Below are 25,661 nucleotides of genomic sequence, written 5' to 3'. Positions count from 1 at the left end.
TACACCGCTCGGCGCGTGTCGTCACTCCCGACGATGCATGGGCGCGGCGATCACCGGCAGGGCTACCAGCCGGCCCATCGGAGGGTCGTCCGCATCCATCTCCAACTGAACGCGCTGGACGAGCCGCTCCACCTCCTCGGCCGACTGGGCCGGGAGGAGGCTCACCAGGATGAGCCTGTCTTCATCCGCCCCGAGCGCGAGACTGCGCAGGCCGGCGAAGACAGGCACCTCAGCTGACAGCGTGGCCGCGGCACTTCGGGCCCGTACAACCAACGGCTCCGGGATACCAAAGTCCCGGAGCCGTCGGATGGCCCGCTCAGGTTGGTCCGCGTGGTCGAGGAACGCGAGGAAGAGGTACACGACCCGTGTCTATCTGGTCCGCGGCCTTCCCGTCACGCTACTCGGTGCGATCTGGGCCCGGCTCAGTGGGAGGCGGCGCGGCAGATGCCCCGGGCTCCTCCTGTCCCGCCGGCGGGCTTCCAGCCTCCTGCTGCTTCTCCATCGCAGCCCTGGCCGCCCGCTTGCCCTCCTCGATCAGCTTCTTCACCTTCTGGCCGCCCTTGCGGCCGATCTCCTCGTAGAAGTTCGGACCCCGAGTGGCCTTCACCCGGTCTCCGCCCTTCTTGCCGATCTCCTCGTAGAACTTCGCCCCTCGCTCGGCCTTCACGGTCTCGCCGCCCTTGCGACCGATCTCCTCGTAGAAGGAGCGGCCTCGCTCGGCCTTCACTGTCGCTCCGCCCTTGCGGCCGATCGTCTCGTAGAACTCCCGGCCCCGCTCATTGCGGACGGTCTCTCCGCCTTTCCGTCCCGCCTCGGCCACCGTCATGCTGCCCTTGTTGTCTTTGTCCTGCTGCATGTCGTCTCTCCTCCTACTTTCTCCCCTTCCCCGCCAGGGTGCCCCTTGCCCCAAAACTTGGGACGGAAGCGCCCCGATGCAAGCAAGCTCCGTACACCGCCAGCCGTTCACACCGGACAGAGCACACGAGAACCCGAGGAATTACCCAGGGTTAGGGGTACACGCTGTCCCGGCGGGCGAGACTACGGCCTGCCCGCCCGGACGCTTCAGTGTCAAGAACACGCCAGTGCACGTTGCCGATTCCCGTTCGATGTCCCACCTTTCACCGCAATTCTGCGAGGGAGCTCTTGCGTGAACGGTGGCGGCGGAGGTGGCGGTCTCAAGGCCTGGCTGAAGATCCTGGCGCCCGTGTTGGCCTCCATTGGGGGGCTCACCATGCTGAGGCTGCTGGGCCCGGACTTCCTCAACCAGGAGGACCTGCAGGCCTTCCTGGAGCCCATGGGGAAGTGGGCGCCGGTGGCCTTCGTGCTCTTCCTGGCGGTGCGGCCGGTGACGCTGCTGCCCGGCCAGGTGTTCACCGCGGTGGGCGGGATGCTCTTCGGGACCCGGGCGGCGACGCTCTATTCACTACTGGGCAGCTTCCTGGCCACGGCGCTCATTTTCGGACTGTCGCGCTGGCTGGGGACGCGGTTGATGAAGCGCATGGCGGGCAGCCGCTACCCAGCCCTCACCCGGGCGGCGAAGAAACATGGCTTCAAGTTCGCGCTGCTCACCTGCATCAACCCGCTGCTGCCCACGGACGTGATGATCGCCACGGCGACGGCGGCCAAGGCGCGCTTCTGGCCGCTGGCGCTGGGGGTGCTGCTGGGCACCGTCCCCGGCACCTTCCTCACGGCACAGTTCGGAAGTGGACTGGCGCAGGGCCGGACGGTGATGACGGTGGTGTCCGGCGTGGGGATGGTGGTGTCGCTGGTGCTGGGAGCGGTGCTCGGCCGCCGCATCTTCCGGGAGATCAGCGAAGACGTCCCGGCCGACGAGCCGGAGAAGGCCGAGCCCCAGGCCCCGCCGCTCGGCCGGCCGCCCCGGGTAAGGGGCCAGCTGAGCCAGCCGGCGATCTCGACCTTCCAGGAGCTGCCGTCCGCGGGCCCGTGAGCCCCTTCAACCGCGAACCTCCGCGCCGTCGCGCTCCAGCGCCTCCAGGGCGGCGGTGATGTCGCCCACCAGCGCCGCCTCGTCACCCGTGCCCTCCACCTTGGTGCCCTGGCGGGTGATGTAGAACGAGTCCACGGCGCGATGGGCCTCGGTGGCCACCTTGGCGAGGGCAATCCCAGCGCCCGCGCGAGTCAGGGCGGAGGAGATGGCGTACAGGAGGCCCACCCGATCCTGGGCCACCACGTCCACCACGGTGAAGTCGCGGGAGGCCCGGTTGTCCACCGTCACCTTCGGGGGCACGGGCGGCAGATGGCGCTGCAAAACAGAGCCGGAGCGACGGCGGCGCAGCACGTCCTCGATGGAGGTCTCACCCATGAGGACGCGCAGGAGATCCGTCCGGGCCATGCGCCAGCGGGAGCGCTCGAGCAGCAGCCCATGCGGGGGCCGCACATCGAAGACGTCCAGCGCGAGCCCGTCCGAGGTGGAGACGATGCGGGCCGAGAGGATGTCGATGCGATGGGCGGACAGCACTCCGGCGAGCAGCGCGAGCAGACCGGGCCTGTCCTGGACGGCGAGGGACAGCTCGCTGTAACCAGCCTCCGGGTGGTGGCGGAGCGCCGCGGCCAGGGGGCGCTTGCGGGCGCACGCGAGCAGCCGACCGTGAAGCGTGGCGCGCGAAGGGTCCGTCCCGAGGAAATACCGCTCGGGAAGCACCTGCCCCAGCTCACGTGCCCGCGGCTCGCCGAGGACACGGGCCCAGCGTGCGTGGAAACGCTCACGCACGTGCTCGGAAGAGCGCTCGCCCTGAGGCGCCGCCGAGCCCAGGAGGTGGGCCCGTGCCTTGTCATACAGCTCGCGCAAGAGCTGCGCCTTCCAGCCCGTCCACATGCGCGGCCCCACCGAGCTGATATCCGCCCAGGTGAGGAGGTAGAGACAGGTGAGCTTCTCCACGTCGCCCACGGTGCGGGCGAAGTCGGCGATGAGGGCCGGGTCGCTCAGATCGCGGCGCTGGGCGGTGTGACTCATCGCCAGGTGCTCCTTCACGAGGAACTCAGCCACCTCGCGCTGGCGGGGCGTGAGGCCCAGGCGCTCCCCGAGGGCCACCATGAGCAGCCGGCCCTTCTCCGAGTGGTTGCCCCCCATCCCCTTCCCTGCGTCGTGCAGCAACATGCCGAGGTAGAGCGGGAGCGGATCCTTGAGGTCGCGCATCTCGCGGGAGAGCGCGGGCTCCTGCTCGACCAGGTCTCCGGCGCGCAGGGAATAGAGGCGGCGCACGGCGAAGAGCGTGTGAACGTCGACGGTGTACACATGGTACAGGTCGTGCTGGTGGTGGGCGGTGACGCGGCCGAACTCGGGCACCACGGCGCCGAGCACACCGGCATCATGCAGCTCGAAGAGGAGCTCGCCGCGGGTGCCGGGCCGGGCGAAGAGGGCCTTGAAGGCAGAGGTGACGGCGGGAGTGGCGCGGGCGGCCTCGAGCGCGGGCAGGGCCTGCACGGCCTGCTCGCGAGCCCACGAGTAGAGGGGCAGTCCGTGCTCCTCGGCAGTGCGGAAGAAGTCGAGGAGGGTTGCGGGCTCGCGGGTGAAGAGGCCCGGGTCCGGCAGGGTGAGCTTGCCGCGGAACACCTTGAAGGCGCCGAGCCGGCGCTCGGGGAGGAAGGAGATCTTCCGATCGGTGCTGAGCTCCTCGCATCGGGCGATGAGCCCATCGGCGGCCTGACGGAGGGCATGGGCGGCCAGGTAGTAGTCGCGCATGAAGGCCTCGACGGGCAGCACGGGGCCCTGCTGATAGCCGAGGAAGCGAGCCACCTCCTCCTGGAGATCGAAGGTGAGCCGGTCCTCTTTGCGTCCGCGCAGGAAGTGGAGCTGATGGCGGATGCGCAGCAGGAAGTCGCGGGCGGCCTTGAGGCGCGCCACCTGGGAGCCGGGGAGAATGGATTGCTGGAGCAGGCCGGTGAGGCCGCGCGTGCGGAAGCGGACGCGGGCGATCCACAGGGCGGTCTCCAGGTCTCTCAGGCCACCATCGCCCTGCTTGAGGTTGGGCTCGAGGAGGAAGACGGAGTCGCCGAAGCGCTCACGACGCGAGCGCAGCTCCTGGACCTTGTCCTGGATGTAGGCGTCGGCACGGTGGGTGAGGAGCTCGGGGAGGACCTCCTCGGAGAGGAGCTGGAAGACGGAGGCGTCGCCGGTGAGGAAGCGCGCGTCGAGCAACGCGGTGCGAATGGTGTGATCGGAGTCAGCGGCGCGGGCACACTCGTCGGGGCCACGAGCACTCCAGCCGACGGCGCGCTTGAGATCCCACAAGAGCGTGGGAAAGGCACGGGCCAGGGGGGCGGTGGCCTCCTCGGAAACACCCGGACCGCGCAGGAGGAGCAGATCCAGATCCGAGTGGGGAGACAGCTCGCGGCGTCCGTAGGAACCGAGCGCGACGAGGGCGAGGCCTGGAGGGGCATGGAGCTCGGAGGACAGCTCGGAGAAGAGCCCGTGGACGAGCCGGTCCGTGGCGGTGGAGAGGAGGCGGCAGGTGGACAGGCCCGCGGCACCACCGCGGTGGAAGGCCTCGACGCGAGCGTGGGACTCGCGAAGGTACTCCCGGGCGCGGGCCAGCCGATCCTCGGGGCCACCGTGCGGAAATCCAGGGAGCGAGCCGAGGGCCTCGCGGTGCGTGGGCGCGGGGGGTTGAGGGATGGGCGGAACGCTCATGGCCAGGGTTCTAATCCTTGGGGCCACGGGAAGTCCGGCCGCATCCACCCCCCTGTGCGCTTGACCGCACTTTCACCGGAACATAAGGAGGCCGCCGCCGTGACATCCCCCCTCCGCATCCAGATCGTCGACTCCGAGGAAACCCACTGGGCCCAGGTGCGTCAACTCCAGGCGGAGACGGCCATGGGCGGCGTGCCCCTCATCATCCAGCGCAGCGCTCAGCGCGCGCTCGCGTACCTCAGCCTGGGCGGGAGCGGCTTCGATGTGCTCGCCTGGCGCGGCGAGCGGCTGGTGGGCTTCGCCCATGCGCGCATCGATCGGCGCATGGCATACGTGGAAGGACGGCTCCAACCCGCCGAGCTCTTCTACGGCGGAGACCTGCGCGTGGCCACCGACGCACGGGGCACCGGCGTGGTGCGGGCCCTGTTCGACACCGTGCGCGAGCACTGTGCTTCGCGCGGCGTGCACCAGGGGTGGGGCCTCATCAACCAGGGCAACGACAAGTCGCTGGCCGTCATGACGGCGGGCAAGCACGGGCAGCGCACGACCATCCAGCGCACCTTCGTCACGGCCAGCCGCCTGCTCCTGGCGCTCCCCTCCGCCCCCTCACGGCCCGTGCTCGAGGAGTGGCTCCCCACCGACGCCGAGCTGGAGGCCCTGCCCCGGGAATGGAGCCACCGCTTCCTCGCGCCCGCTCCCCCACCGGGCGCCATGGCCACCGTGCGTGCCACCTACCCCGAGCTGCGCTTCTTCCGCCGCCGCGCCGACGGGCTCTTCGTCACCGCGCTCTGGAATCCCACCCGTGCCCGCCAGCTCCGGCTGCTCTCCACCCCACCCGCCCTGCGAGCCCTGGCCGCCACCTGGAATCTGTTGCGGCCCCTCACCCGGGCCCACCCCTTCCCGCGCGCGGGCGAGTGCATCGAGACGGTAGAGCTGGCCTTCGCCGTGCGCGAGCGGCTCGATGCGCCCGCGCTGCGGCAACTGCTCCACGAGGCGCACCGGATGGGGGGCCACATCGTCAACGTCATCGAGGATGGACTGGAGGCCCGGGGCTCCCCGCACGTGCACGGCCCCGCCAATCGGATGCGCACCCACGTCCTCACCATGGCCATCGGCGACCCCCCCGTGCCCACCTGCCCTCCCGAGGTGCCGGTGCACGTCGACCTCGCCTTCCTCTGAGACGCGGTGGCTACAACCGGTAGGCCACGCGCCGCCGCCGCTCCACGGGCTGGGGCGAGCGCTCGCCGGAGAACTGCCGGTGGACGTCGTGCACCCAGAGACAAGGGAGATCCGCGGGCGTGGAGGCAAGCGGACGGTCCGGGTAGCGCTCGAGCTGGCGCGCCTGGTCCTCGAGGATGCGCACGTCCTGCGCGAGGATGCGCGCGGTGAGGGGCCGCATCGCCGCCAGCACCACGCGGTTGAGGAGACCGAAGCGCACACCCAGGCGCGTGTAGATGCGGGTCCTCCGCTCGGTGAGCGGCGTGCACACCGAAGTGGTGACGAGGTGTTGCTCGCCCCACCAGTAGTTCACCTCCACGGTGTGCGGGGCCCGGTAGGTGTCCGTGTGGCGGATGGAGCCTTTGCCTCGCGAGAGCAACCGGGCCACGAGCGACTCGGGCGTCGTCTCGCCCTGAGTCTCCACGTGGACACCCTCCGGCCGCTGCTCGACGTGCGCCTCGATGTCACGCGAGGGCTCACCCCGGAAGAGCCCTCCATGGAGGATGCCCGTGTGCGCGCAGTCGACGAAGTTCTGGACGACCCACGTCAGCGGGCACTCCACCTCCGTCACCAACTCCGTGAAGGCGTAGCCCCGCTCGCCCCAGCACGCCCAGCGAGGCGGGGCGGCGTCGCCCTGCTCGGACAGACGGACCCACACCATGCCCTCCTGCTCCACGGCGGCGAAGGAGGGGACACGGCAACGAGCGGGCGGCGTGGAAGCGGTGGCGCTCGGCACATGGACGCAGGCCCCATCGGAGGCGAAGCGCCAGCCGTGATAGGCACAGGCGATGTTCCCCGCGCGCACCGTGCCGAGCGACAGCGACACTCCCCGGTGGGGACAGAAATCCTCCAGCGCCGCCACCCTTCCCTCCTGGCCCCGGAAGAGGACGAGCCGCCTGCCGAGCAGGCTCACCCCCAACGGGCGCCGGCCCAGCTCTCGACTCCAGGCGAGCGGGTACCAGTGCGACTCCAACCCCGTTGAAACCAACCTCAAGCTCCTCTCATGACGTGAGCCGGGTGTGCACTACAGTGGCTCGGGCGTCCATCGCCGCATTCGCGACTCCCTCAATGCACGCTCCTGACTCCTATCACTCGCGCACGGCCTTCTGGGCATCCCAATCCTGGCACTCGGGTTACCTGCGGCGCTGCTACGCCTGGGCCCTCGCCCGGGTACTCACCGAGCCGACGGCTCCCCTGCATGCCCCCGGCGCGAAGGTGCTGCTATGTGGCACCGGCTCGGCGCGGACGACGCGGACCTTCCTGGACACACTGGCGAAGCACGGCCTGCGACCCGAAGTGTATGTCCTGGACATCGCCGAGGAGGCCCTGGAGCGCTCGCGCGCGGTGGTGCGTGAAGACGAGCGCGTGAGCTTCCTCCTGGCGGACGCGCGCCAGTTGCCGCTGCCCGACGCCTCCTTCGCCCTGGTGGAAACGGACTTCCTGCTGCAACTCATCCCTCCCGGGGACCGGTCCGCAGTGGTGCGGGATTGGGCACGTGTACTCGCCCCCGGTGGCGCCGTGACGACCCGGGACTGGATCCACGAGGACGTGAAACCCACGATGCTGGAGCGTGGCACGGACGCATTGCGGCTGGCGATGCTGCGGCGCGCACTCGGAGTGCCCGTTCACGCGCTGGCACGCACGGAGGTGGAGGCACTCTTCGCGGAGGCGGGGCTGAGGATGGAACTGCACCCCCTGCGACTGCCGGGTACCGTGGTGCGCCTGCCGCTGCTCAAGGCAGTTCTCGGCTGGCGCTGAGGCTCACCTCAGCAGCTCGTTCGCGACTTACGCGTAGATCGCGGCTGCGGACCGAGACCCATTGGTCGATGCCTCCAATGCGGACCTGCTCGCGATACCCGTGGGTACCACGAGCCCGAGCCCGGGCGCGGCGTCGACTGCGTCCGACGTGCCCGTCCTCACTTCAGCAGGGTCTTCCCGGTGAAGTGTATATTACCGGCTTATACGATCTTGCGCTTATTCCCATGACGCCGTGCCCTGACGAGAACGAGCTGCTGGAATGGGAGCAGGGGCGCCTGTCCGCGGACGCCGTGGTCCGGCTGGAGGCCCACCTGGATGGGTGCGCGGCATGCTGCGCGGTGGTGGCGGGACTCAGGGGGGAGGAGGGTCTGTCCGAGGAGAACCAGGAGCCCATGGCACCGCTCGGGCCGGGCTGTACGCCGGAGCCTGGGGCGCGCGTGGGGCGCTACGTGCTACTGCGCCGCGTGGGCGAGGGGGGCATGGGAGTCGTCTTCGCCGCGTATGATCCGGACCTGGACCGGGAGGTGGCGCTCAAGCTGCTCAAGCCCGGGGCGGTGGCGGACGCGGAGGCGCGCGGGCGGCTGGTGCGCGAGGCCCAGGCGCTGGCCCGGCTGTCCCACCCGAACGTCGTCATCGTGCATGACGTGGGCCTGGACGGCGACACCGTCTTCCTCGCCATGGAGTTGGTGCGGGGACGGACGCTGCGCCGCTGGCTGGCGGAGGCACCGCGGCCGTGGCGCGAGGTGCTCTCGCGCTTCCTCCAGGCGGGCCAGGGGCTTGCCGCCGCGCACACGGTGGGGCTGGTGCACCGCGACTTCAAGCCAGACAACGTGCTGCTGGGGGACGACGGCCAGGTGCGCGTCACCGACTTCGGCCTCGCGCGTGCGATGCTCCCTCCCCTGCCCCCTCCAAAGCCATGGGCCAGGGAGCGCCCCACCCGGCAGACCCCGTCGCCAGAAGGCGACACCCTCACCGGCGTCCGGCTGGGCACGCCCGCGTACATGTCCCCGGAGCAGTGGCGGGGCCTGCGTGCAGATGCGCGCAGCGACCAGTTCAGCTTCTGCGTCGCGCTGTACGAGGCACTCTTCGACCAGCGGCCCTTCGCGGGTGGCACTGTGGAGGAGCGCGTCCGGGCCCTGCGCGAGGGACGGGTGACGCCGCCGCCTCGCGGCTCTCGCGTGCCGGGCGCTGTGCGCGACGCCGTGCTGCGGGGCCTGGCCGCCGAGCCGGACAAGCGCCACCCTTCCCTGGACGCGCTGCTCGTCCGGCTCGAGTCCGGCTCACGCACGCGCCGCTGGCGTTGGGCGGCAGCACTGGCTACGGGCGTGACGGCCAGCGCCGCGGTGGGCTTCGGCCTGGCATGGAGTGACGCCACGCAGGTGTGCACCGGCTTCGAGGCCCGGTTGGAGGGCACCTGGGACGCGACGCGCCGGGCCCGACTGGAGCAGCGCTTCCGGCAGGCAGTGCCGCCAGTGCCGGGAGACGCTTTCGAATCCACCGCGCGGGCACTGGACGCCTATGCCCAGGCGCTGGTGGCCCAGGAGCAGCAGTCCTGCGAGGACACGCGCATGCGGCAGGCGCAGTCCGAGCGGCTGATGGACCTGCGCGCCGCGTGCTTGGATGGCCGGCGAGAGGCGTTGCACGTCCTGGTGGAGCTGCTGGAGGGGGACGATCGGGAGGCGCTCCCTCGGGCGCCCGAAGCCGCGCGGCAGCTCCCCTCCCTGGCCGCGTGCGCGGACCGGGACGCGCTCGCCCGCGTGGACCCGCTGCCGGAAGCCCTGGAGGCCCGGTGGGAGCTGGCGGCGCTTCGCCGGGAGTTGGACGGGCTGCGCGTGCAGGGCGCGGCCGGGTTCCATGCGCGCGTGCTACCCCGGCTGGAAGAGGTGGTGGCGGCACTGCGAAGGTTGGGGCACCGGCCCACGCTGGCGCGGGCCCTGCTCCTGCAGGGCGAGTTGCGGGGCACCGCAGGCGGCTTCGCGGCGGCGCGCGAGGTGCTGGAGGAGGCGGTGCGCGTCGCGGAGGCCGGGCACGACGATGAGGCGGCCGCGCAAGCGTGGAACCGCCTCCTTTATACGGAAGTCGAGGGCATGGGCCTGGTGAAGGAGGCCCAGCGCACGGCACGCATGGCGGAGGCGGCCCTGGAACGCCTGGGGCCTGAAGCCTCCCTGGAGGTGGCCGCGGAGCTGCACCGTGTCCGCAGCACCCTCGGTTACCGGCAGGGCGAGTACGCGCGCTCACTCACGGACGCCCGTGAGGCCCTGGCCCTGCTGGAGCGGGCGCGCGGGCCCCAGGACGTGGCGCTCACCGAGGTCCTGACGGTCATGGGCATGGCCCTCAACGCGATGGGGCGCTACGCCGAGGCGGAGCAGCAGTATGCGCGTGCCCTGGCGCTGACGGAGGCGGTGTACGGCCGGGAGCACCCGCTGCGCGCGGGGCACCTCAGCAACGTGGCCACCGCGCTGCGGCTCCAGGGAAAGGTGGCCGAGGCAGTGGCACGCTACGGCGAGGCGCTCGACCTGGCCGAGCGCCTCCTCGGGGCGGAGCACTCCAGCACCAGTGTGATTCGGGTGAACCTGGGCGATGCGCTCTCGCGGCAGGGCCAACTTGCGCAGGCGCTGCCCCACTACGAGCGCGCCCTGGCCAGTCTGCGCAAGGGCGGGGACGGCGAGCGGCTGCGGATGGCCAATGTGCTGCTGAGCCTGGGCAATGCACGGTTGGACCTGGGACAGCATCCGCGGGCAGAGGAGGCCTACCGCGAGGCGCTCGCGCTCCAGGAGGCACAGCTCGGTCCCCGGCATCCGGACGTGGCCCTGTCGCGCAACAACCTGGGCTCGGTGGCGTTGGACGCGGGCCGCCTGGAAGACGCGCGCGCCCACTTCGAGGCGGCACGCGCGCTGTGGGAGTCCACGCTCGGCCCCGGCCACCCGAAGGTGGCCAGCGCGCTGTACAACCTGGGGCACGTGGAGCTGCGCCTGGGCAGGGTGCGCCCGGCGCTCGCCTACCTGAGGCGGGCGCTGGAGTTGCGCGAGCAGGCGCTGGGGACGGAACACCCCCGGGTGGCGCAGACGCTCGGGATGCTGGGCGAGGCGCTGGTGGAGGGCGGCCAGCTGCGCGAGGCCCGTGAGCCGCTGGAGCGGGCGGTGACGCTCTCCACTCGGGTGGAGCTGCCCCCACACGACATAGGCCGGGCACGCTTCGCGCTCGCCCGTGTCCTCTGGCGGTCGCAAGGAGAACGGCCCCGGGCGCTCTCGCTGGCACGAGAGGCCCAGGCAGCCTACGCACGCAGCGCGCCCTTCTACGCGCCCCGCGCGCGCGAGGTACAGTCCTGGCTGTCCGCCCACGACCCCTCCTGAGCCGGGGCGCTGTGTCTCATTCCCGCCCGTGTCTAGGCGGGCTTGCCGGTGGAGGTGGTCCGTGACGTCCGAGCACACCGAGTCCTTCCTGTCGCGGGCGCCGCGCGCGCTCGTCCCTGCGCTGCGGGCGCTTCCCGGCCTCGAGGAAACACTCGCGGGGCTGGTGCGACAGGCGCGCGAGGCGTGGCCGGAGGTGGGCATGGACGCGGGGGCCTTCCTGGCCCACGTGGCGGAGCGGTTGCCCTCCACGGGCGAGGCCCGCGAGGTGCTCGTCAGCCTGCGCGCGGAGGATGTCTTCCTCGCCTTCGCCTGCGTGCGGGGGGAGGCGCGGGCGCTCGAGGCGCTCGACGCGCACGTGCTGTCCCAGGTGGGGACGTGGCTACCGCGCGAGGACCCCTCCTTCGTGGACGAGCTGCGGCAGATGCTGCGCCAGCGGCTGCTCGTCCCGGTGGACGGGGCACCGCCGAAGCTGGCCTCCTATTCCGGGCGCGGCCCGCTGGGGCAGTGGGTGCGGGCGGTGGCGCTGCGGCTCCACATCGATCTGCAACGCGCCGCGCCACGCGAGCGGCCCATGGAGGAGGCCCCGGTGGCGCTGGCGGAGCGGCTGGGCGCGGACCCTGAGCTGGCCTTCATCCGCGAGCGGCACCAGGAGGACTTCCGCGCGGCCTTCCGCGCCGCGCTGGGCCGGCTGGAGGCCCGGGAGCGCAACCTGCTGCGGCTGCACCACGTGCATGGCCTGTCCATGGACGCGGTGAGCGCCACCTACCAGGCGCCCCGCTCCACCGTGGCGCGCTGGATTGCCCGCGCTCGCGATCGGCTGCTGGCGCTCACCCGCGAGGAGCTGACGGTACGGCTGAGGCTGGCGCCCGACGAGCTGGACAGCCTGCTGCGCCTCGTAGGCAGCCAGCTCGACGTCAGCCTGCGCGTGCTCATGACGGACTGATGGGCCCGTCAGCCTCCGCCACGAGCACTTTTTTCCGCCGTGGCAGCCCCGGCACTTTTTTTCAGATTCTCGTGGGACGAGCGCCACGTTTCTCCGTCCTTACGGGGAAGTGTCCGTGTTTCACCTAAGGAGATGATCGTGACGAGGAAACAAACGCGTTCCTGGGTCGTGCCCTTGGCGCTGTTGGGAATGGTGGGATGCACCAGCAGCGGAGTGGATGAATCGAGCGAGCCCGCTTCGAAGGACGCTCACGTGACGGCATGGGTGCCCGGGACGCCGAGGCCCACCCACGCGCACGCTGAAGGAATGGAGCACACGCTCGAGATGGACTGGATCCGCCACGAGGGTTCGGTCGAGGACCTGACCGACCACTCGGCGTTGATCATCGGCGGTCGGGTGGAGTCCACGCGCTTCGACGTCATCCGCACCTACGCGCAGTCCAAGCTGGAGGGGCAACCCTCCGGAGAGGCCAGCGGCATCTACACCGACCTTCCGGTGACCATCGCAACCGTGAGGATCAACGACCTCGCGCGCTCCTCGCTGGAGCTCAAGACCGCCTCGGGCGGGGTGATCGCGCAGGGGGCCACCGTGGACGTCATGTTCCCCGGCGGCCTGCTCTCCGACGGATGCACGCTCGCGCCGAAGGACAACCCGCTGCCGAAGGTGGGCGAGCAGGCGGTCCTCTTCCTCACGCCGCAAGGGGGCACCAAGCCCATGGCCGCGAGCTCCATGACGGGCGTCTACTCCGTGACCGGCGGACCGCTGGGTCGAGTCCTGGTGCAAGACGGCCTCGTTCAAGGCAAGTCGGTCGACGCGCTGCTCGACCGGGTCGAGGCCCGCGCACGGGCCGTCCAGTACATGGGCCCCGACACGCGCGAGGAGCCCCTGTTCAAAGCGGGCCCCGACACGGTGAGCGCCCAGAGCTGGTGCGGGCTTGCACGCTTCGGCTACAAGTGGTGCCGTAACCCCACCAACGTCACCTTCACGGACTACACGGGCACGCGTTGGCCGGTCGGCGACTCCATGAACGCGTGGATGCACACGAGCATCAACAACAGCTTGTATCTCCACTGGCGTTCCAGCGGCACCTCCGACGTCACGGTTTACGAGGCCTACTACGGCTACACCGGCTGGTACGGGTACGCGGGGAACTCCTGGTCGGGCAGCTGCATGACCCGAAGCACCATCCAGCTGAACAACACGTACTACACGGGTGCGCACTACGCGAAGACCGTCACGCTCCACGAGATCGGGCACTCCCTCGGCTTCTACCACCACTCCAACTGCAACTCGATCATGTACACGGACCCCACCCAGTGTACGGCCGCCCTCACGTCCTGCGACGCGCAGGCGGCGGCGGAGCTCTATCCGTACTGAGCGAGCTGCTTGCGCGCGTGAAGCCACTCTCCAAAGTGAACACAGCGCGCGCATTCCGCTGACCAAAGGACGATACGCCCTCCCCTGTCGCGGAGGGCCATTGCACCTCCCCGCCCCGCGGCGGCTATGTCCCTCGCCATCTACGCCGGGGCACGAGCCCCGCACACCCGGGGGGAAATCATGCAGGGTCCATCCGTCCACACCGCGCAGCGCACCGTCCTGGTCCTCGGGGCCCGGGGCACCGTCGGCAGCGAAGTCACCCGTGCCCTGCTGGACGCGGGTGCTCGCGTGCGCATCCTCACGCGCACCTCGAACGGACTCGCCTACCTGCCCGACACCGTAGAACGGCTGGTGGGCGACGTGCGGGATCGCGCCTGTCTCGCGCGGGCCATGGACGGCGTAGCCTCCACCTTCTACTCCTCCCCGCATGAGGAGGATGAGGAGCAGCTGGCCCGCAACGTCGTGGAGGCGTGCGAGACGGCCGGCGCGCGCCTCGTCTTCGTGGGGGTCCACGTGGACGGGCCGAACCGCATGGTGCGCGCCCTCAAGCGGGGGGCGTTTGGCCGCATGGCTCCGCACTACCGGCCGAAGTTCGCCATCGCCGAGCGCGTCCGCCACTCGCGGACCCATCCAGTCCTGCTCATGCCCTCCAACTTCTGCCAGAACGACGAGCTGTTCCGCGAGCAGCTGCTGGAGGGCATCTTCTCCCAGCCTCTGGGACACAAGGGCCTCAACCGGGTGGACGTGCGTGACGTGGGCGACGCCGCAGCCCGAGCGATGCTCGACCCGTCCATCCCCTCGGGAACACACCCGGTGGACGGGCCGGCGACCTTCTCGGGGCCCGCGTGCGCGGCGGTGTGGAGCGCCGCGCTGGGCCGCGAGGTGCGCTACACGGGTGACGACGAGCAGACCTGGACGCGCCCGCTGCGCGAGCACCTCTCGGGCCGCAAGCAGGAGGACTTCCTCAACACCTACCGGATGATCTCGCGCTTCTACGTGCCGACCGATCCCCGCAGCGTCGCACGCACCACGGAGCTGCTCGGTCGTCCTCCCCGGAGCTACGGGGAGTACGTGCGGGACACGCTCGCCCGGTGGCGCTCGGCCGCAGCGAGCTGAGGAACCCGGTACAGCCGGGCCCGGCACTACGAAGCCGGTGCCGGAAGGCCTCCTGCCGTTGTGATAGGACGTGCCCCATCCCAGGAGGTGCGCCCTGTCGTCGGAGCCCCGCAACCGCTTCCTCGAGAAAATGCTCGATCGCCTGTACGCCTCGCTCGCGTCGGGCCCGAGTATCAACTGCCGTCCGCACAACAGCCGCCAGCGCGTGGACCTCACGCTGCTGAGCCGTCTGGATGGCACCCCGCCCCAAGCCGTACTGGCCGGGCTGCTCGGGGAGAAGGCCACGGTGAAGCTCTCCGTGCGCGCCACGAGCTCCTCGAAGGATGACGCGGACGCTCCGTCCAGGCGTGAGGACGACGAGCGGCAGGCGTTGCTGCGCAAGCTGAACACCATCACCGAGGACGCCCGCACCTTCGAGCAGGACACCGGGGCCCAGGTGCTCCACGTCGGCTTTCCCCTGCTCCACCTGCCTCCGGGCTCGAAAGACTCACGGGGCTTTGCCAGCACCAAGCGCGTCCTGGCTCCTATCGCATTCATCCCCGTGCGCCTCACCCTCAAGAAGGGCCGCACGCCGGGCCTGGAGCTCGAGTCCGCCGCCGACGGTGCGGATCGGGTCATGCCCAACACCGCCCTCATCGCCTGGGTGGAGCGGCAGACGGGCAAGCGACTCGGAGAGCTGTTCGCCGACGAGGAGGGCCAGGATCCCTGGCGCGAGCTCAACGAGCTATCCAACGCCGTGGCCAGTGCCCTGGAGCTGCCCGCCCCCGCGCCCTTCACCCCGGAGACGCTTCTCTCCCCTACCCCGCGCTCCGAGGACGAGACCACGGCCGGCGCTGCCATCCTCCCGTGCGCCGTGCTCGGCCTCTATCCCCTGTCCAACCAGAGCCTCGTGGATGACATGCGGGCCCTCGTGGACGGCGAGCCCGTCCAGGGTCCCATCGAGAGCTTCCTGCGCGTGAGCGTCTCTCTAGGCGCCCAAGGCACGCCCAAGAAGGACACGGCAACCCAGGGCTCCTGGCGCGCGGGTGAGGACCGGCTCGTCTCTCACGCGGACCCCTGCCAGTCTCGGGCGGTGCGGCTTGCTCGCAGCAGCCGGGGACTCGTGGTCCATGGACCTCCCGGTACGGGCAAGTCACAGACCATCGCCAACGCCATCGGAGACCACCTCGCTCGCGGGGAGCGCGTCCTCCTCGTCTGCGACAAGCGCACCGCGCTCGATGTCGTGAAGCATCGGTTGGAGCACCTCGGCCTGGGCTCGCTCTGCGCGGTGGTGCACGACGCACAGAGAGACCAACGCGAGCTCTACCTCGGCATCCGCGAGCAGCTCGACAACCTGACCGAGTCCAGGATCAACCCGGCCGCCAAGGCCGAGCTCTCCCGCGTGGACACCGAGATGCAGGCGCTCCACGACGAGCTGTCCTCCGCCGATCGAGCCCTCTCCGAGCGGCCCGCCGGAGGCACCGAGCCCTCCTTCCACGAGCTGGTGGGCAGTTGGTTCGGCCAGGAGGCTCAGGCGTCGCTGGCCGGCGCGACGGAGTCCCTCGGCTCGTTCCGTCTGGCCGAGTCGCGCCCCCACGAGCGCGAGGTGCGCGAAGTGCTGGAGCGTGCCGGGAAGGAGGGCTACCCGGACAACCCCTGGCGCACCTCGCTCGGCACCGAGCTGAGGGATTACCTGTCCACGCCGCTTGCCACGTACCGCGAGCGGATGGCATCCGCCGTGGAGGCCGCGCGCGAGGCGGATGCCCAGGCCTCGCCGGACATCCCGGCCTTCTCTCCCACGGGAGACGTAGCTGCCGAGGGCCGGGCGCGTGCCGAGCTCGCCGACAAGCTGGAGCGAGTGCTGCAGGAGGCGCGTCCCGAATGGCTGATGCGCTGGGCCTCGTCCATGTCCGAGGCCGTGCAGGCGACGAAGACCCAGCTCGAGGGCCTGGCGCCGCAGATGAAGGTGCTGAACGAGGGCCCGCTGGACACGGAGCTGGCCCTGGTGCACCGCTCGGAGCCACTGGGCTTGAGCGCTCTGGGGCAGTCGCTGGCGTTCCTCGCGTCCTGGCTGCTGGTGGCGCGCAAGTGGTACCGCTTCCTCTTCTTCTTCACCCGCCGGGCGAAGGCCGCCGAGGTGCTCAGGCGCTTCGGACTCACCGTGGGGGCCGAGACCGCTGAGCGCGTCTCCCGCTTCCTCACGGGTGTGCGAGCACGACTTCTGCTCACTGAGTTCCATCACGGCGTGCTCGCCCCGGGCCCGAATGAGCCCCTCACGGATGAAGCGCTCGCCCGTGGATTGAGGACCCATACCGCGCTCTTCGAGGTGCTGTTGCAACTGGAGCGGCCGGTATTCGCCTCCTGCCGACAGGCGGTCCGGGACGCGTTGAAGGCCGACGACACGGCGCGGGCACGCCTGCTCGCGGGTCTGCGCCAGTCCGCCACCCGGAGCGAGGCCGTGGTCCGGCTGGAGTCCCGGCTGGCCGAGGTGGGCCTCTTCGCCTCCGACTGGCGCACGAGCCGGAGCCGGGCGCTGCGCGCGGGCGAACAGGTGCAGCCACTCCTCGTGTCACTCGCGGCGCGGCTGTCCAGCGTGGAGGGGCTGCTGCGAATCCAAACCCTGTTGGCCGGACTGCCTCCGGCGCTCGGCACGGCGGCCGGGAAGCTGGCCCTGGCCGGTGCGGACGCGGAGAGCGGCTGGTGCGCGGTGCGCAAGGCCGTGCTGGCCGCTGAGGTGTCCGCGCGGGTGAAAGAGAGCCCGGTGCTCCAGCACATCGACGCGGACCGCATCCACGCGAGCCAGACGCGCTACCGGGCCCTGGAGGCACGCAAGCGCGAGCTGGTGCGCGACGTCATCCTCCACCGTTGGACGGAGTGTCAGCGAGATCGGCTGTTGGCCGCCACGGGAGGACGGCTCAACGGATTGGGCGCGGAGCTGCGCCGGCGCCTGTTGCTGCGGGGCGAGCGCGCGCTACGGGTACGCCAGGTCATCGCCGCGGGCGCGAGCGTCGAGGGAGGAGATCCCCTCTTCGATATGCGGCCGGTGTGGATGGCGAGCCCCCAGACGGTGGCGCAGATCTTCCCCCGGCGGGAGCTCTTCGACGTGGTCATCTTCGACGAGTCCTCACAGTGCCGGCTGGAGGAGGCGCTGCCGGTGCTGACGCGGGCGAAGCGGGTGGTCATCGCGGGAGATCCCAAGCAACTGCCGCCCACGCGCTTCTTCGAGACCGCGGTCGTGCAGAGCCAGGAGGAGCTGGACACCGAGGACGAGCAGGGCCTCTTCGAGGATCAGCAGTCGGAGGTGGAGGATCTGCTCGGCGCGGCGCTGAACCTGGAGATCGACCAGTGCTACCTGGACGTGCACTACCGCTCTCAGAACGAGGATCTCATCGGGTTCAGCAACGAGCACTTCTATGACTCGCGGCTGCAGGCCATTCCGGGGCACCCGTCCAACCAGGTGGAGCACGCGCCGCTGCGGCTCATCCACGCGGGAGGCCTGTACGAGAAGCGGGTGAACGTGGTGGAGGCGCGGGCGGTGGGCACACTGGTGAAGGAGCTGCTCTCGCATCCGGAGCCGCCGTCCATCGGCGTGGCGTGCTTCAACCTGACGCAGCGCGACGCCATCATCGAGGTGCTGGAGGAACTGGCGGCGGCGGACGCGGACTTCGCGGCGAAGCTGGCGGCAGCACGGGTGCGGCGCGGCGAGGGCTCGTTCGAGGGGCTCTTCGTGAAGAACCTGGAGAACGTCCAAGGCGACGAGCGCGATCACATCATCATCAGCACCACGTACGGCCCCGACGCGAAGGGGCGCTTCTATAAGCGCTTCGGGCCGCTGGGGAGCGCGGGCGGAGGGCGGCGGCTGAACGTGCTGGTGACGCGGGCGCGGCAGCAGGTGCACCTGGTGTCGTCCATCCCGCGCGAGGTCTACTCGGCGCTGCCTCCGGTGGAACAGGGCCGCAAGCCGAACGGGGGCTGGCTGCTCTTCGCCTACCTCCAGTACGCGGAGCGGCTCGCGGAGGAGTACGCGCGCGAGTCCGGGCAGACAGAGGAAGTGCGGGAGCAGCCGGAGCCTGTGGTGCGCGAGCGCGAGACGGAAGCGGGCTCGGACTTCGCACGGGCGCTGGCGGAGAACCTGGCGCGGACGCACGGCGTATCCTCGGACGTGCACTGGGGCAACGACGGCTTCTGCGTGGACGTGGCCCTGCAGCACCCCCGCCGCCCCGGGGACGTCACGGTGGGCGTGCTGTGCGATGGCACGCGCTACCCGAAGGCGGCGGACCCGGTGGAGTGGGATCTGTTCCGCACGGCCATCCTGGAGGGCCAGGGCTGGAAGCTGGTGCGGCTGTGGACGCCGCACTTCTTCCGAGATCCCGAGGGCGCTCGGGAGAAGGTGCTCCAGGCCGCCAGCGAGCAGATCGCTCGCCAGCCGCCCGTGTCGGAGACTCCGGCCCGAGGAGAGCTGCGCCGCGTCCTCAACTGAACCGGGGGCAGGCTTCCGTCCGAAGGGTGCGCCGCTAATCCACCTGCACCTTGGCGAGCTGACGCCGGCCGAGGAAGTCCTCCACGCCGTGGGCAATGGCCTGGGCCACGTCCTCCTGGTACGTGTCCGAGGCGAGGCGGCTCTCCTCCTCGGCGTGGGACAGGAAGGACGTCTCCACGAGGATGGCCGGCATCTTCGTGCCCAGCAGCACGTAGAAGAGCGCCTCCTTGGTGCCCAGATCCTTCACGCCCTTGTACTGGCTGGACAGGTGGCTCACGAGGCTCTTCTGCACTCGGGTGGCCAGCCGCGTGGACTCCTCCGTGTTGGCCTTGGTGGCCAGGTCCGCGAGGATGAACTGCAGATCGCTGATGCCCTTCTCCGAGGACGCGTTCTCGCGCGCCGCCAGGCGGATGGAGTAGCGGTCCGCGGACGTGTTGAGCGTATACGTCTCGATGCCGCGCAGCTTCGAGGTGGGCGCCGAGTTGCAATGGATGGAGATGAAGAGATCACCCCTCAGCTCGTTGGCCATGCGCGCGCGCTCCTCCAGCTTGAGGTAGCGATCGCCGTCACGGGTGAGCATCACCTCCAGCCCCCGGGTGCGCAGCTCGCGCGCCAGCTTCTGCGCGATGGCCAGCGTCACGTCCTTCTCCTTCGTGCCCTTGCGGCCGATGGCACCCGTGTCGTGGCCACCGTGCCCTGCGTCGATCACCACCCGGCGCACCTTCAGCCCGAGCTGCTCGGCCAGCGTCAGCTCGGCGTTATGGGACACCTTGGCCGCCGCCTTCAGGCGGGCCTGGGCGACGTGCTCGTCCACCGGAGCGGTGACGGACTTGTTCGACGCGAGAGCGCTGGTGGGCGGCTCCACCGGCTTCGTGGGCTGCTCCGCCACCTTCACGGGCTCCACCACCGCCGGCTTCGTGGGCTCCACGGAGGGCTTCACGGGCTGCTCCGCCACCTTCACGGGCTGCTCCACCGGCTTCGTGGGCTGCTCCGCCACCTTCACGGGCTCCTCCGCGGGCTTCGACTCCGGAGCAGGAGTCGGCTGCGGCGCCTGCGCGGTGGAGCCAGGCTCACGCGAGTGCCGGCCAATGGCGTCGAGCAGCGGCGACGTGCTGGGCTTCTCCCCCGCCGCGGCGGAGGCCACGGTCTGCTGAGCGGGAGCCGGCTGCGACTCGGCCTGCTTGGACAGATCGACGCGGATCACCGGAAGCGGCTCGGAGGTGGCCGGCTTGGAGGGCTGGGTGGTGGCCACGGCGGGCGCGGGCGACGACTCCGGAGGAGTCCGGGCCGGGGTCTTCTCACGCGCGGGAGCCGGTGCCTTGGGCGCGGGGGGCGGAGGCAGCGAGGCCAGCAGCGCCTTCAGATCCCGGACGCGATCTCCCTTGGGATTGGCCTTGAGGCTGCCGTTGATGACGCGACGCGCGGCCTCGGGCTGATCCATCCGCTCGAAGTACATGCGCGCGAGCGTCAATGCCGCGTCGTCCGCCAGCCGGTGCCGCGGGTGGGACTCCACCACGCGCGTGTAGTCGGCGATGGCCGCCTGCTGATCCTCGGCGACGAAGGAGATGCGGCTCAGCTCGTTGAGCAGCTCCGCGGCGGTGTAGAGCGCGTCCGGAGCCCGCGGGCTCTTGGGATGGTTGGCGGCCACGGCCTCGAACCGAGCCGCCACCTTGAGCCAGTGGTGCCGCAGCTTGCGCCGCGCGGCGTCATCCTTGAGGGCGTAGTACGACCGGCGCGCCTCCTCGTAGGAGGTCTCTGCCGGATCCCGTTTCGCCTGGGTGGCGATCGGCAGCAGCAAGGCCAGGAGCAGGACGAAGCGCGGGAGCATGGTCGGTCCTCCAAGGACGGCGAGGGCTACAGGTGTGTGTCACGGCCCCCCTACCCCCGCAAATTTTCGCCCCTCAGCGCACCCACCCCAGGGTCCGCGCCAGCTCCTCGTCAATGACCCGGGCCTGGCCGGGCAGCGAGGACAGCACCGCCGCCAGCACCTTGTCCCCGTTGCGCACCGGAGCCCGGCCGGGACGCAGGCGCGCGCGCACCGCGTGCTTCTGGTCCTGCTTCCAGTAGCTGGCCGGAAAGAGCACCTCCCGGCTCGACTCCGGCAGCGGGCCGTCCGGCGTCAGCCACACCAACATGCCCTTGCGCAGCGGCTCCAGCTCCGCGCGCAACGTCCGCCGCAGCTCCCTGGCGAAGAGGCCCGCGCCCACGAGCGCCCCGAGCGCCAGGCCCCAAGGCACCAGTCCCAGCGTCTTCGCGCGCGCGCGCACGTACCCCGCCTCGCGAGGCTTCTCCGGCACGCGCGGATCCACCAGCAGCCGGACGCGAGCCCCGGGTCCCAGGCCCTCGGCGTACTCAGCGTAGGTGCGAACCCCACTGGCCGAGTACTGCATCTTCCCCACGGCGTAGAGCACCTCCAGCGTCGCCTCGGCGCCCTCTCGCTCGCCCCGAGGCGGGAGCGTCAGCGCCGCCAGCTGGCCTTCCAGCTCCTCGGCCCGCGAGAGGAAGGCCTGCTCCTCCACCACGAAGCGGCCCAGCGCACCCGCGCCCGCGCCGAGCACCGCCATCACCACCAACCCCACGGCCACAACGCGGACGAGCCGGGCAATGGCGCCGGGCACCTTCGAGAGGGGAACGCGTCGGGGGGCCTGGGGGATGGCGAGCTGCATGGCCCCATCCTACACCCAGCCCCGCACATCTCACCCCCAGGACAACACGTACTCGCTGGAGAGAGGCTCCAACTGCCGGCTCCACACCCGCGGCTCGCGCGTGCCCACCACCTCGAGCGCTGCCGCCAGCGCGCCCTCCACATACGCACGGGGGAGGAAGTCCTGCTCCAGCCGCACCAGGGCGCTGCCCGACCGAGCCCACACCACCACGCAACTGCCGCCATTGGCCGAGGCTGCCGCGTACGCCATGGGGAGGCTGTCCAACAGCCGCTGCGGGTTGCCCGCCATCAGGGACTGCAGCGGCCTGCCCGTCGAGGAGGCGAAGAGATCCGTGGCCCCCCGGCGCCCCAGCGCCCGCAGCGCTCCCGGGAAGTCCCCGTACGCGGTGCCCAGCAACCGGGCCGCCGTCCAGAGCAACAGCAGGAAGTCGCTCGTCGGGTAGCAGGTGAAGTCCGCGAACTTGCGCCTCCCACACACTTCGACGCAGTGCTCCACGGACGCCTCGTCCCCCAGTGCCCACATCACCTCCAGCACGCTGCGGAAGAACATCCCGCGCACGCTGTCCGCCGGCGTGGCCAGTATCAGTCTCCGTTCCAGCTCCCGTTCGGCCCCGACCTCTTCCGGGGCCGCGCCGGTCTCACGCCTCATGTGCAACGCCCCTCCCGGGCTACCTCCCCCCTAATATCGGAGAGCCAGGCGCCTCCCGCACGAAGAGCCATCCCGGAGATTTGGATCCGAAACAGATGGAGCCGAGGCCGGACTCCCGGATGCGCCCCAAGCAGGCACTCCCCCTCGGGAACCCACCTCCACGCGGGGGGGAGCCCTTCACGCTGACAGTGTATGATTGAAGACATACCGTCCGCGGGCTCGCGGGCGTGGGGGACGCACCTTCGTCATGTCGAGCACTTCCACCATCAAGGCGGGACAGCCTGTTCCGGAGCCCGTGAGATCACACGGGCTGGGGCGTTGGAATCAGAAGCTGGGGGGGTGGATCCTCACGCGACTGGACGTCTTCCTGTCGGAGTCCCTGCGCCGGGCCGCACCGGAGGATGTCATCCGCTGCCGCCTGCTGGTGTGCATCGCCCTGGGGCTGATGCTGATCGACACGGTGCTGCTGCTCGCCCTGCCCATCAGCCCCCAGCCATGGATGCACGGCACGATCGGGCTCTTCTCCTTCTCCATGAACATGGCGGCGCTGGTGATGCTGCGGCGGCGCACCTCCCACGAGCTGTCCGCGCTGATCATCTGCTCGACCATCGCCGCCTCGTTCGTGTTCAACTGCATCACCAGCACCCGGGCCTTCTCGGCCTCGCACGCAGCGAGCATGCTCCTGCCCGCGATGTCGGTGTACCTGATGGGGGCGCGCCTGGGGTTCATCCTCACCGTGCCCGTGGCCCTGTTCGTGGGCCTCATCCACCCCATCCACTTCAGCGCCCGTGCAACCGAGCCCCTCCACCTGGGCAACCTGTGGATCGTGGATCTCCTCGCGGCCCTCTGCATGATGTGCATCTGGGCGGTGAGCTGGCTGCACACGGCCGCGCGCAACCAGGCCCACGCGGCGCGCGAGCAGGCGCTGCGCACGCTGAAGGAGAGCGAGCGCAAGCTGCAGAGCCTCATCGAGAACACCGAGGATCAGGTGTGCTCGCTCGACGCGGAGGGGCGGCTCATCGTCGCCAACTCGGCGCTGCTGCGGGCCTACCGCGAGCACTACGGGAAGGAGCCGCAGCCGGGCGAGCCCTTGCTCATCCACGCCCCCGCGCACCACCAGGAGGGCTGGCAGCGGTGTGTCGAGAAGGCCTTCAGCGGGCAGCGGGTGAGGATCGAGGACACCCAGGTGCGAGGGGGCCGCATGCAGATCCTGGACATCTCCTTCAACCCCGTCTTCGGCGAGGACGGCCGGCCGCTGGGGTTGACGCTCTTCGGGCGGGACATCACCGAGCGCAAGGAGGCGGAGATCAAGCTCGGCGAGATGCACCGCAGCCTGCTGGATGTCTCACGCCACGCGGGCATGGCCGAGGTGGCCACCGGCCTGCTGCACAACGTGGGCAACACCCTCAACAGCGTCAACGTCTCGGCCAACCTCGTCACCGAGCGCATCCGGAGCCTGAGGGTGGGAGGGCTCGTCCGTTCCGCGGAGCTGCTGCGCGAGCACTCCAGCGACTTGAGCACCTTCCTCGCCACGGATCCCCGCGGCCGGCAGCTCCCGGCCTACCTCATCGCCCTGGCGGACCAGCTCTCCGAGGAGCAGCAGGCGCTGCTGACCGAGCAGCAGACGCTCACCGAGGGACTCGAGCACGTCAAATCCATCGTCAGCATGCAGCAGGAACACGCGCGCTTCGCCGGCATGGTGGAGCTGATGTCGGTGACACGGCTCATCGACGACGCCCTGCGCCTGCAGTCCGTCTCCTTCTCCCGCCATGGCATCGAGGTGCGCCGCGAGTACGCCGACGTGCCGCCCATCCTGCTGGATCGGCACAAGCTGCTGCAGATCATCCTCAACCTGCTGAGCAACGCGCAGCACGCGCTGATCGACAGCGGCCAGGAGAACAAGCGCATCACCATCCGCGTCGAGCCCGCGCCCGACGATCGGCTGCGCATCCAGATTGCCGACAACGGCCCGGGCATCCCCCCGGAGCACCAGGCGCGCATCTTCTCGCAGGGCTTCACCACCAAGAAGGGCGGCCACGGCTTCGGGCTGCACATCAGCGCACTGTCCGCCATCGAGATGGCCGGGAGCCTCACCTGCGAGAGCGATGGCGCCGGCAAGGGCGCCACCTTCACCATCGAGCTGCCCATGCAGACCGAGGATCACCGCATCTGACGGCGGCGATCCCCGGTCCACGTCCTTACTTGGACTTCAGGTCGCGCTCCCCCAGGTTCGTGGCGCCGACCCACCGCATGCGGTTGAAGCCATCGAGGTTCTTGTTGGCGACGACCTGGAAGCAGGTGGACGCGCCCTGGGCGGCGATCTCCACGGACCAGCCGAGGAACATCTGCCAGAGGCGGAACCACCACTCGCCGTAGGTCTTCACGACGTCCGCGCGGTTGGCCATCCAGTTGTCGTACCAGCGCGAGATGGTGAGCGAGTAGTGGATGCCCACGTTCTCCACGCTGTGGATCTCGAAGCCCGCGGTCTCCAGGTTGCTCACCACGAAGGACAGCGGCATCGAGGCGTCAGCGCCCGGGAAGATGTACTTGTTCATGAAGAGGCCCCACACCAGATCCTCGAAGTGGAAGCCCAGGGTGCCCTTCTTGGCGCGCAACCCGGCGATCTGCAGGTAGAAGAGCCCGTCATCGGCGAGCATCCCGTACACCTGCTTCATGAAGTCCTGGAACTTCCTCACGCCGACGTGCTCGGCCATCTCCAGGCAGGAGATCTTGTCGTACGGGCCGGCCGGGATGTCGCGGTAGTCCAGCGTGAGGATGCGGGCGCGCTCGCTCACGCCCATGCGCTGGATCTGCTCCGTGCCGTACGCGGCACCCTTCTGCGCGATGGTGATGCCCGTTGCATCCACGCCGTAGTCCCTGGCGGCGGTCGCCACCAGCGTTCCCCAGCCACAACCGATGTCGAGGTAGCGCTCGCCCTTCTTGAGCTGCAGCTTGTCGCAGACCAGCTGCATCTTCTGATCCTGCGCCTGCTCCAGGGTCTGGTTGGGCGAGGTGAAGAAGCCGGACGTGTAGATCATCCGCGGTCCGAGGAACCAGCCGAAGAAGTCGTTGCCCCGGTCGTAGTGCTCGCGCCCGATGCGGAGGTCCTGCTCCTGCGAGTGGATGAGCACCTCGGGCAGGAAGTTGGTGAGCAGGAACTTGAAGTGGTCCGCGACGAACTTGTAGTCGGCCACCGAGTGCCGCTCGCGGATGAAGGTGCGGAAGTCCCCCTCGATGTCGAGCCGCTCGTGGATGTAGTCCTCGATGAGGGTGGTCATCGGGACCTTGCCGGCGGCATAGCGTGCGGCAACCGGGCCCTTCGGGTTGAGACGGAACGACATAGGTGCATCCATGCTGTTTCTCCGGAAAGGATGAGTGCCCTCCAGAGGGAATGGAGCCCGCACGGCGCGGCCTTGTCTCCCCCCCGGCCTGGCGCGTGGTGGCCGGCCACTGTACGTGAGTGCGCGTGAGC

Annotated in this window: 17 protein-coding genes; 9 read left to right on the top strand and 8 right to left on the bottom strand. The window is 70.2% G+C overall.

The features are described from left to right. Positions 1-21 precede the first annotated feature (21 nt). Both OV287_RS26680 and OV287_RS26675 read right to left on the bottom strand, forming a co-directional pair. Positions 22-360, bottom strand: a complete 339-nt coding sequence (locus tag OV287_RS26680; RefSeq protein WP_267536861.1) for a hypothetical protein — start codon at positions 358-360, stop codon at positions 22-24. A 37-nt stretch (positions 361-397) separates the two neighbouring features. Further along, positions 398-856: a general stress protein gene (locus OV287_RS26675; RefSeq protein ID WP_267536860.1), complete on the bottom strand. Its 459-nt coding sequence runs from the start codon at positions 854-856 to the stop codon at positions 398-400. Between the two features lie 291 nt (positions 857-1,147). On the opposite strand from OV287_RS26675, the gene OV287_RS26670 reads away from it, so the two are divergent. Next, positions 1,148-1,948, top strand: a complete 801-nt coding sequence (locus tag OV287_RS26670; RefSeq protein ID WP_267536859.1) for a TVP38/TMEM64 family protein — start codon at positions 1,148-1,150, stop codon at positions 1,946-1,948. Positions 1,949-1,954: 6 nt separating this feature from the next. On the opposite strand, the gene glnD is transcribed toward OV287_RS26670, so the two are convergent. Beyond that, positions 1,955-4,651 (bottom strand): [protein-PII] uridylyltransferase, encoded by a 2,697-nt coding sequence (gene glnD, locus OV287_RS26665; protein ID WP_267536858.1) that lies wholly within the window; start codon positions 4,649-4,651, stop codon positions 1,955-1,957. 99 nt (positions 4,652-4,750) lie between these two features. Here glnD and OV287_RS26660 point away from each other — a divergent pair, with 99 nt between their 5' ends. Continuing rightward, positions 4,751-5,830 (top strand): GNAT family N-acetyltransferase, encoded by a 1,080-nt coding sequence (locus OV287_RS26660; protein ID WP_267536857.1) that lies wholly within the window; start codon positions 4,751-4,753, stop codon positions 5,828-5,830. Between the two features lie 10 nt (positions 5,831-5,840). Here the strand turns inward: OV287_RS26660 and OV287_RS26655 are convergent, their stop codons facing one another. Then, complete coding sequence (locus OV287_RS26655; RefSeq protein ID WP_267536856.1) at positions 5,841-6,863, bottom strand: Rieske 2Fe-2S domain-containing protein; 1,023 nt, start codon at positions 6,861-6,863, stop codon at positions 5,841-5,843. A gap of 74 nt (positions 6,864-6,937) precedes the next feature. Between OV287_RS26655 and OV287_RS26650 the strand changes: the two genes are divergently transcribed. From OV287_RS26650 to OV287_RS26625, 6 genes are all read left to right on the top strand, one after another. Further along, a complete protein-coding gene (locus tag OV287_RS26650; protein ID WP_267536855.1) occupies positions 6,938-7,627 on the top strand; it encodes a class I SAM-dependent methyltransferase in 690 nt (229 codons plus the stop codon). 224 nt (positions 7,628-7,851) lie between these two features. After that, entirely contained in the window at positions 7,852-10,980 is a 3,129-nt protein-coding gene (locus tag OV287_RS26645; protein WP_267536854.1) for a serine/threonine-protein kinase, read from the top strand. A 61-nt stretch (positions 10,981-11,041) separates the two neighbouring features. Next, on the top strand, positions 11,042-11,923 hold the full coding sequence (locus tag OV287_RS26640) for a sigma-70 family RNA polymerase sigma factor (RefSeq protein ID WP_267536853.1): 882 nt from the start codon (positions 11,042-11,044) through the stop codon (positions 11,921-11,923). A 138-nt stretch (positions 11,924-12,061) separates the two neighbouring features. Beyond that, a complete protein-coding gene (locus OV287_RS26635; protein WP_267536852.1) occupies positions 12,062-13,300 on the top strand; it encodes a matrixin family metalloprotease in 1,239 nt (412 codons plus the stop codon). A gap of 180 nt (positions 13,301-13,480) precedes the next feature. Further along, positions 13,481-14,416, top strand: coding sequence for an SDR family oxidoreductase (locus tag OV287_RS26630; protein ID WP_267536851.1), 936 nt, complete (start codon positions 13,481-13,483; stop codon positions 14,414-14,416). A 130-nt stretch (positions 14,417-14,546) separates the two neighbouring features. Continuing rightward, a complete protein-coding gene (locus OV287_RS26625) occupies positions 14,547-18,875 on the top strand; it encodes an AAA domain-containing protein (RefSeq protein ID WP_267536850.1) in 4,329 nt (1,442 codons plus the stop codon). A gap of 34 nt (positions 18,876-18,909) precedes the next feature. Here OV287_RS26625 and OV287_RS26620 read toward each other — a convergent pair whose 3' ends face one another. The 3 genes from OV287_RS26620 to OV287_RS26610 all read right to left on the bottom strand — a co-directional run bounded on the left by OV287_RS26620 (position 18,910) and on the right by OV287_RS26610 (position 22,189). Continuing rightward, a complete protein-coding gene (locus OV287_RS26620; RefSeq protein WP_267536849.1) occupies positions 18,910-20,703 on the bottom strand; it encodes an N-acetylmuramoyl-L-alanine amidase in 1,794 nt (597 codons plus the stop codon). A gap of 73 nt (positions 20,704-20,776) precedes the next feature. Then, entirely contained in the window at positions 20,777-21,541 is a 765-nt protein-coding gene (locus OV287_RS26615) for a DUF3592 domain-containing protein (RefSeq protein WP_267536848.1), read from the bottom strand. Between the two features lie 30 nt (positions 21,542-21,571). After that, entirely contained in the window at positions 21,572-22,189 is a 618-nt protein-coding gene (locus OV287_RS26610) for a TIGR02265 family protein (protein ID WP_267536847.1), read from the bottom strand. 247 nt (positions 22,190-22,436) lie between these two features. Between OV287_RS26610 and OV287_RS26605 the strand changes: the two genes are divergently transcribed. Then, positions 22,437-24,362, top strand: coding sequence for an ATP-binding protein (locus OV287_RS26605; RefSeq protein WP_267536846.1), 1,926 nt, complete (start codon positions 22,437-22,439; stop codon positions 24,360-24,362). 25 nt (positions 24,363-24,387) lie between these two features. Here OV287_RS26605 and OV287_RS26600 read toward each other — a convergent pair whose 3' ends face one another. Continuing rightward, complete coding sequence (locus OV287_RS26600; protein ID WP_267536845.1) at positions 24,388-25,542, bottom strand: class I SAM-dependent methyltransferase; 1,155 nt, start codon at positions 25,540-25,542, stop codon at positions 24,388-24,390. Positions 25,543-25,661: the final 119 nt, after the last annotated feature.

It is taken from the genome of Archangium lansingense, assembly GCF_026626635.1.
GTDB lineage: Bacteria > Myxococcota > Myxococcia > Myxococcales > Myxococcaceae > Archangium > Archangium lansingense.
The sequence above is the reverse complement of the archived record's forward strand: the minus strand, read 5'-3'. Positions and strand labels throughout refer to the sequence as shown.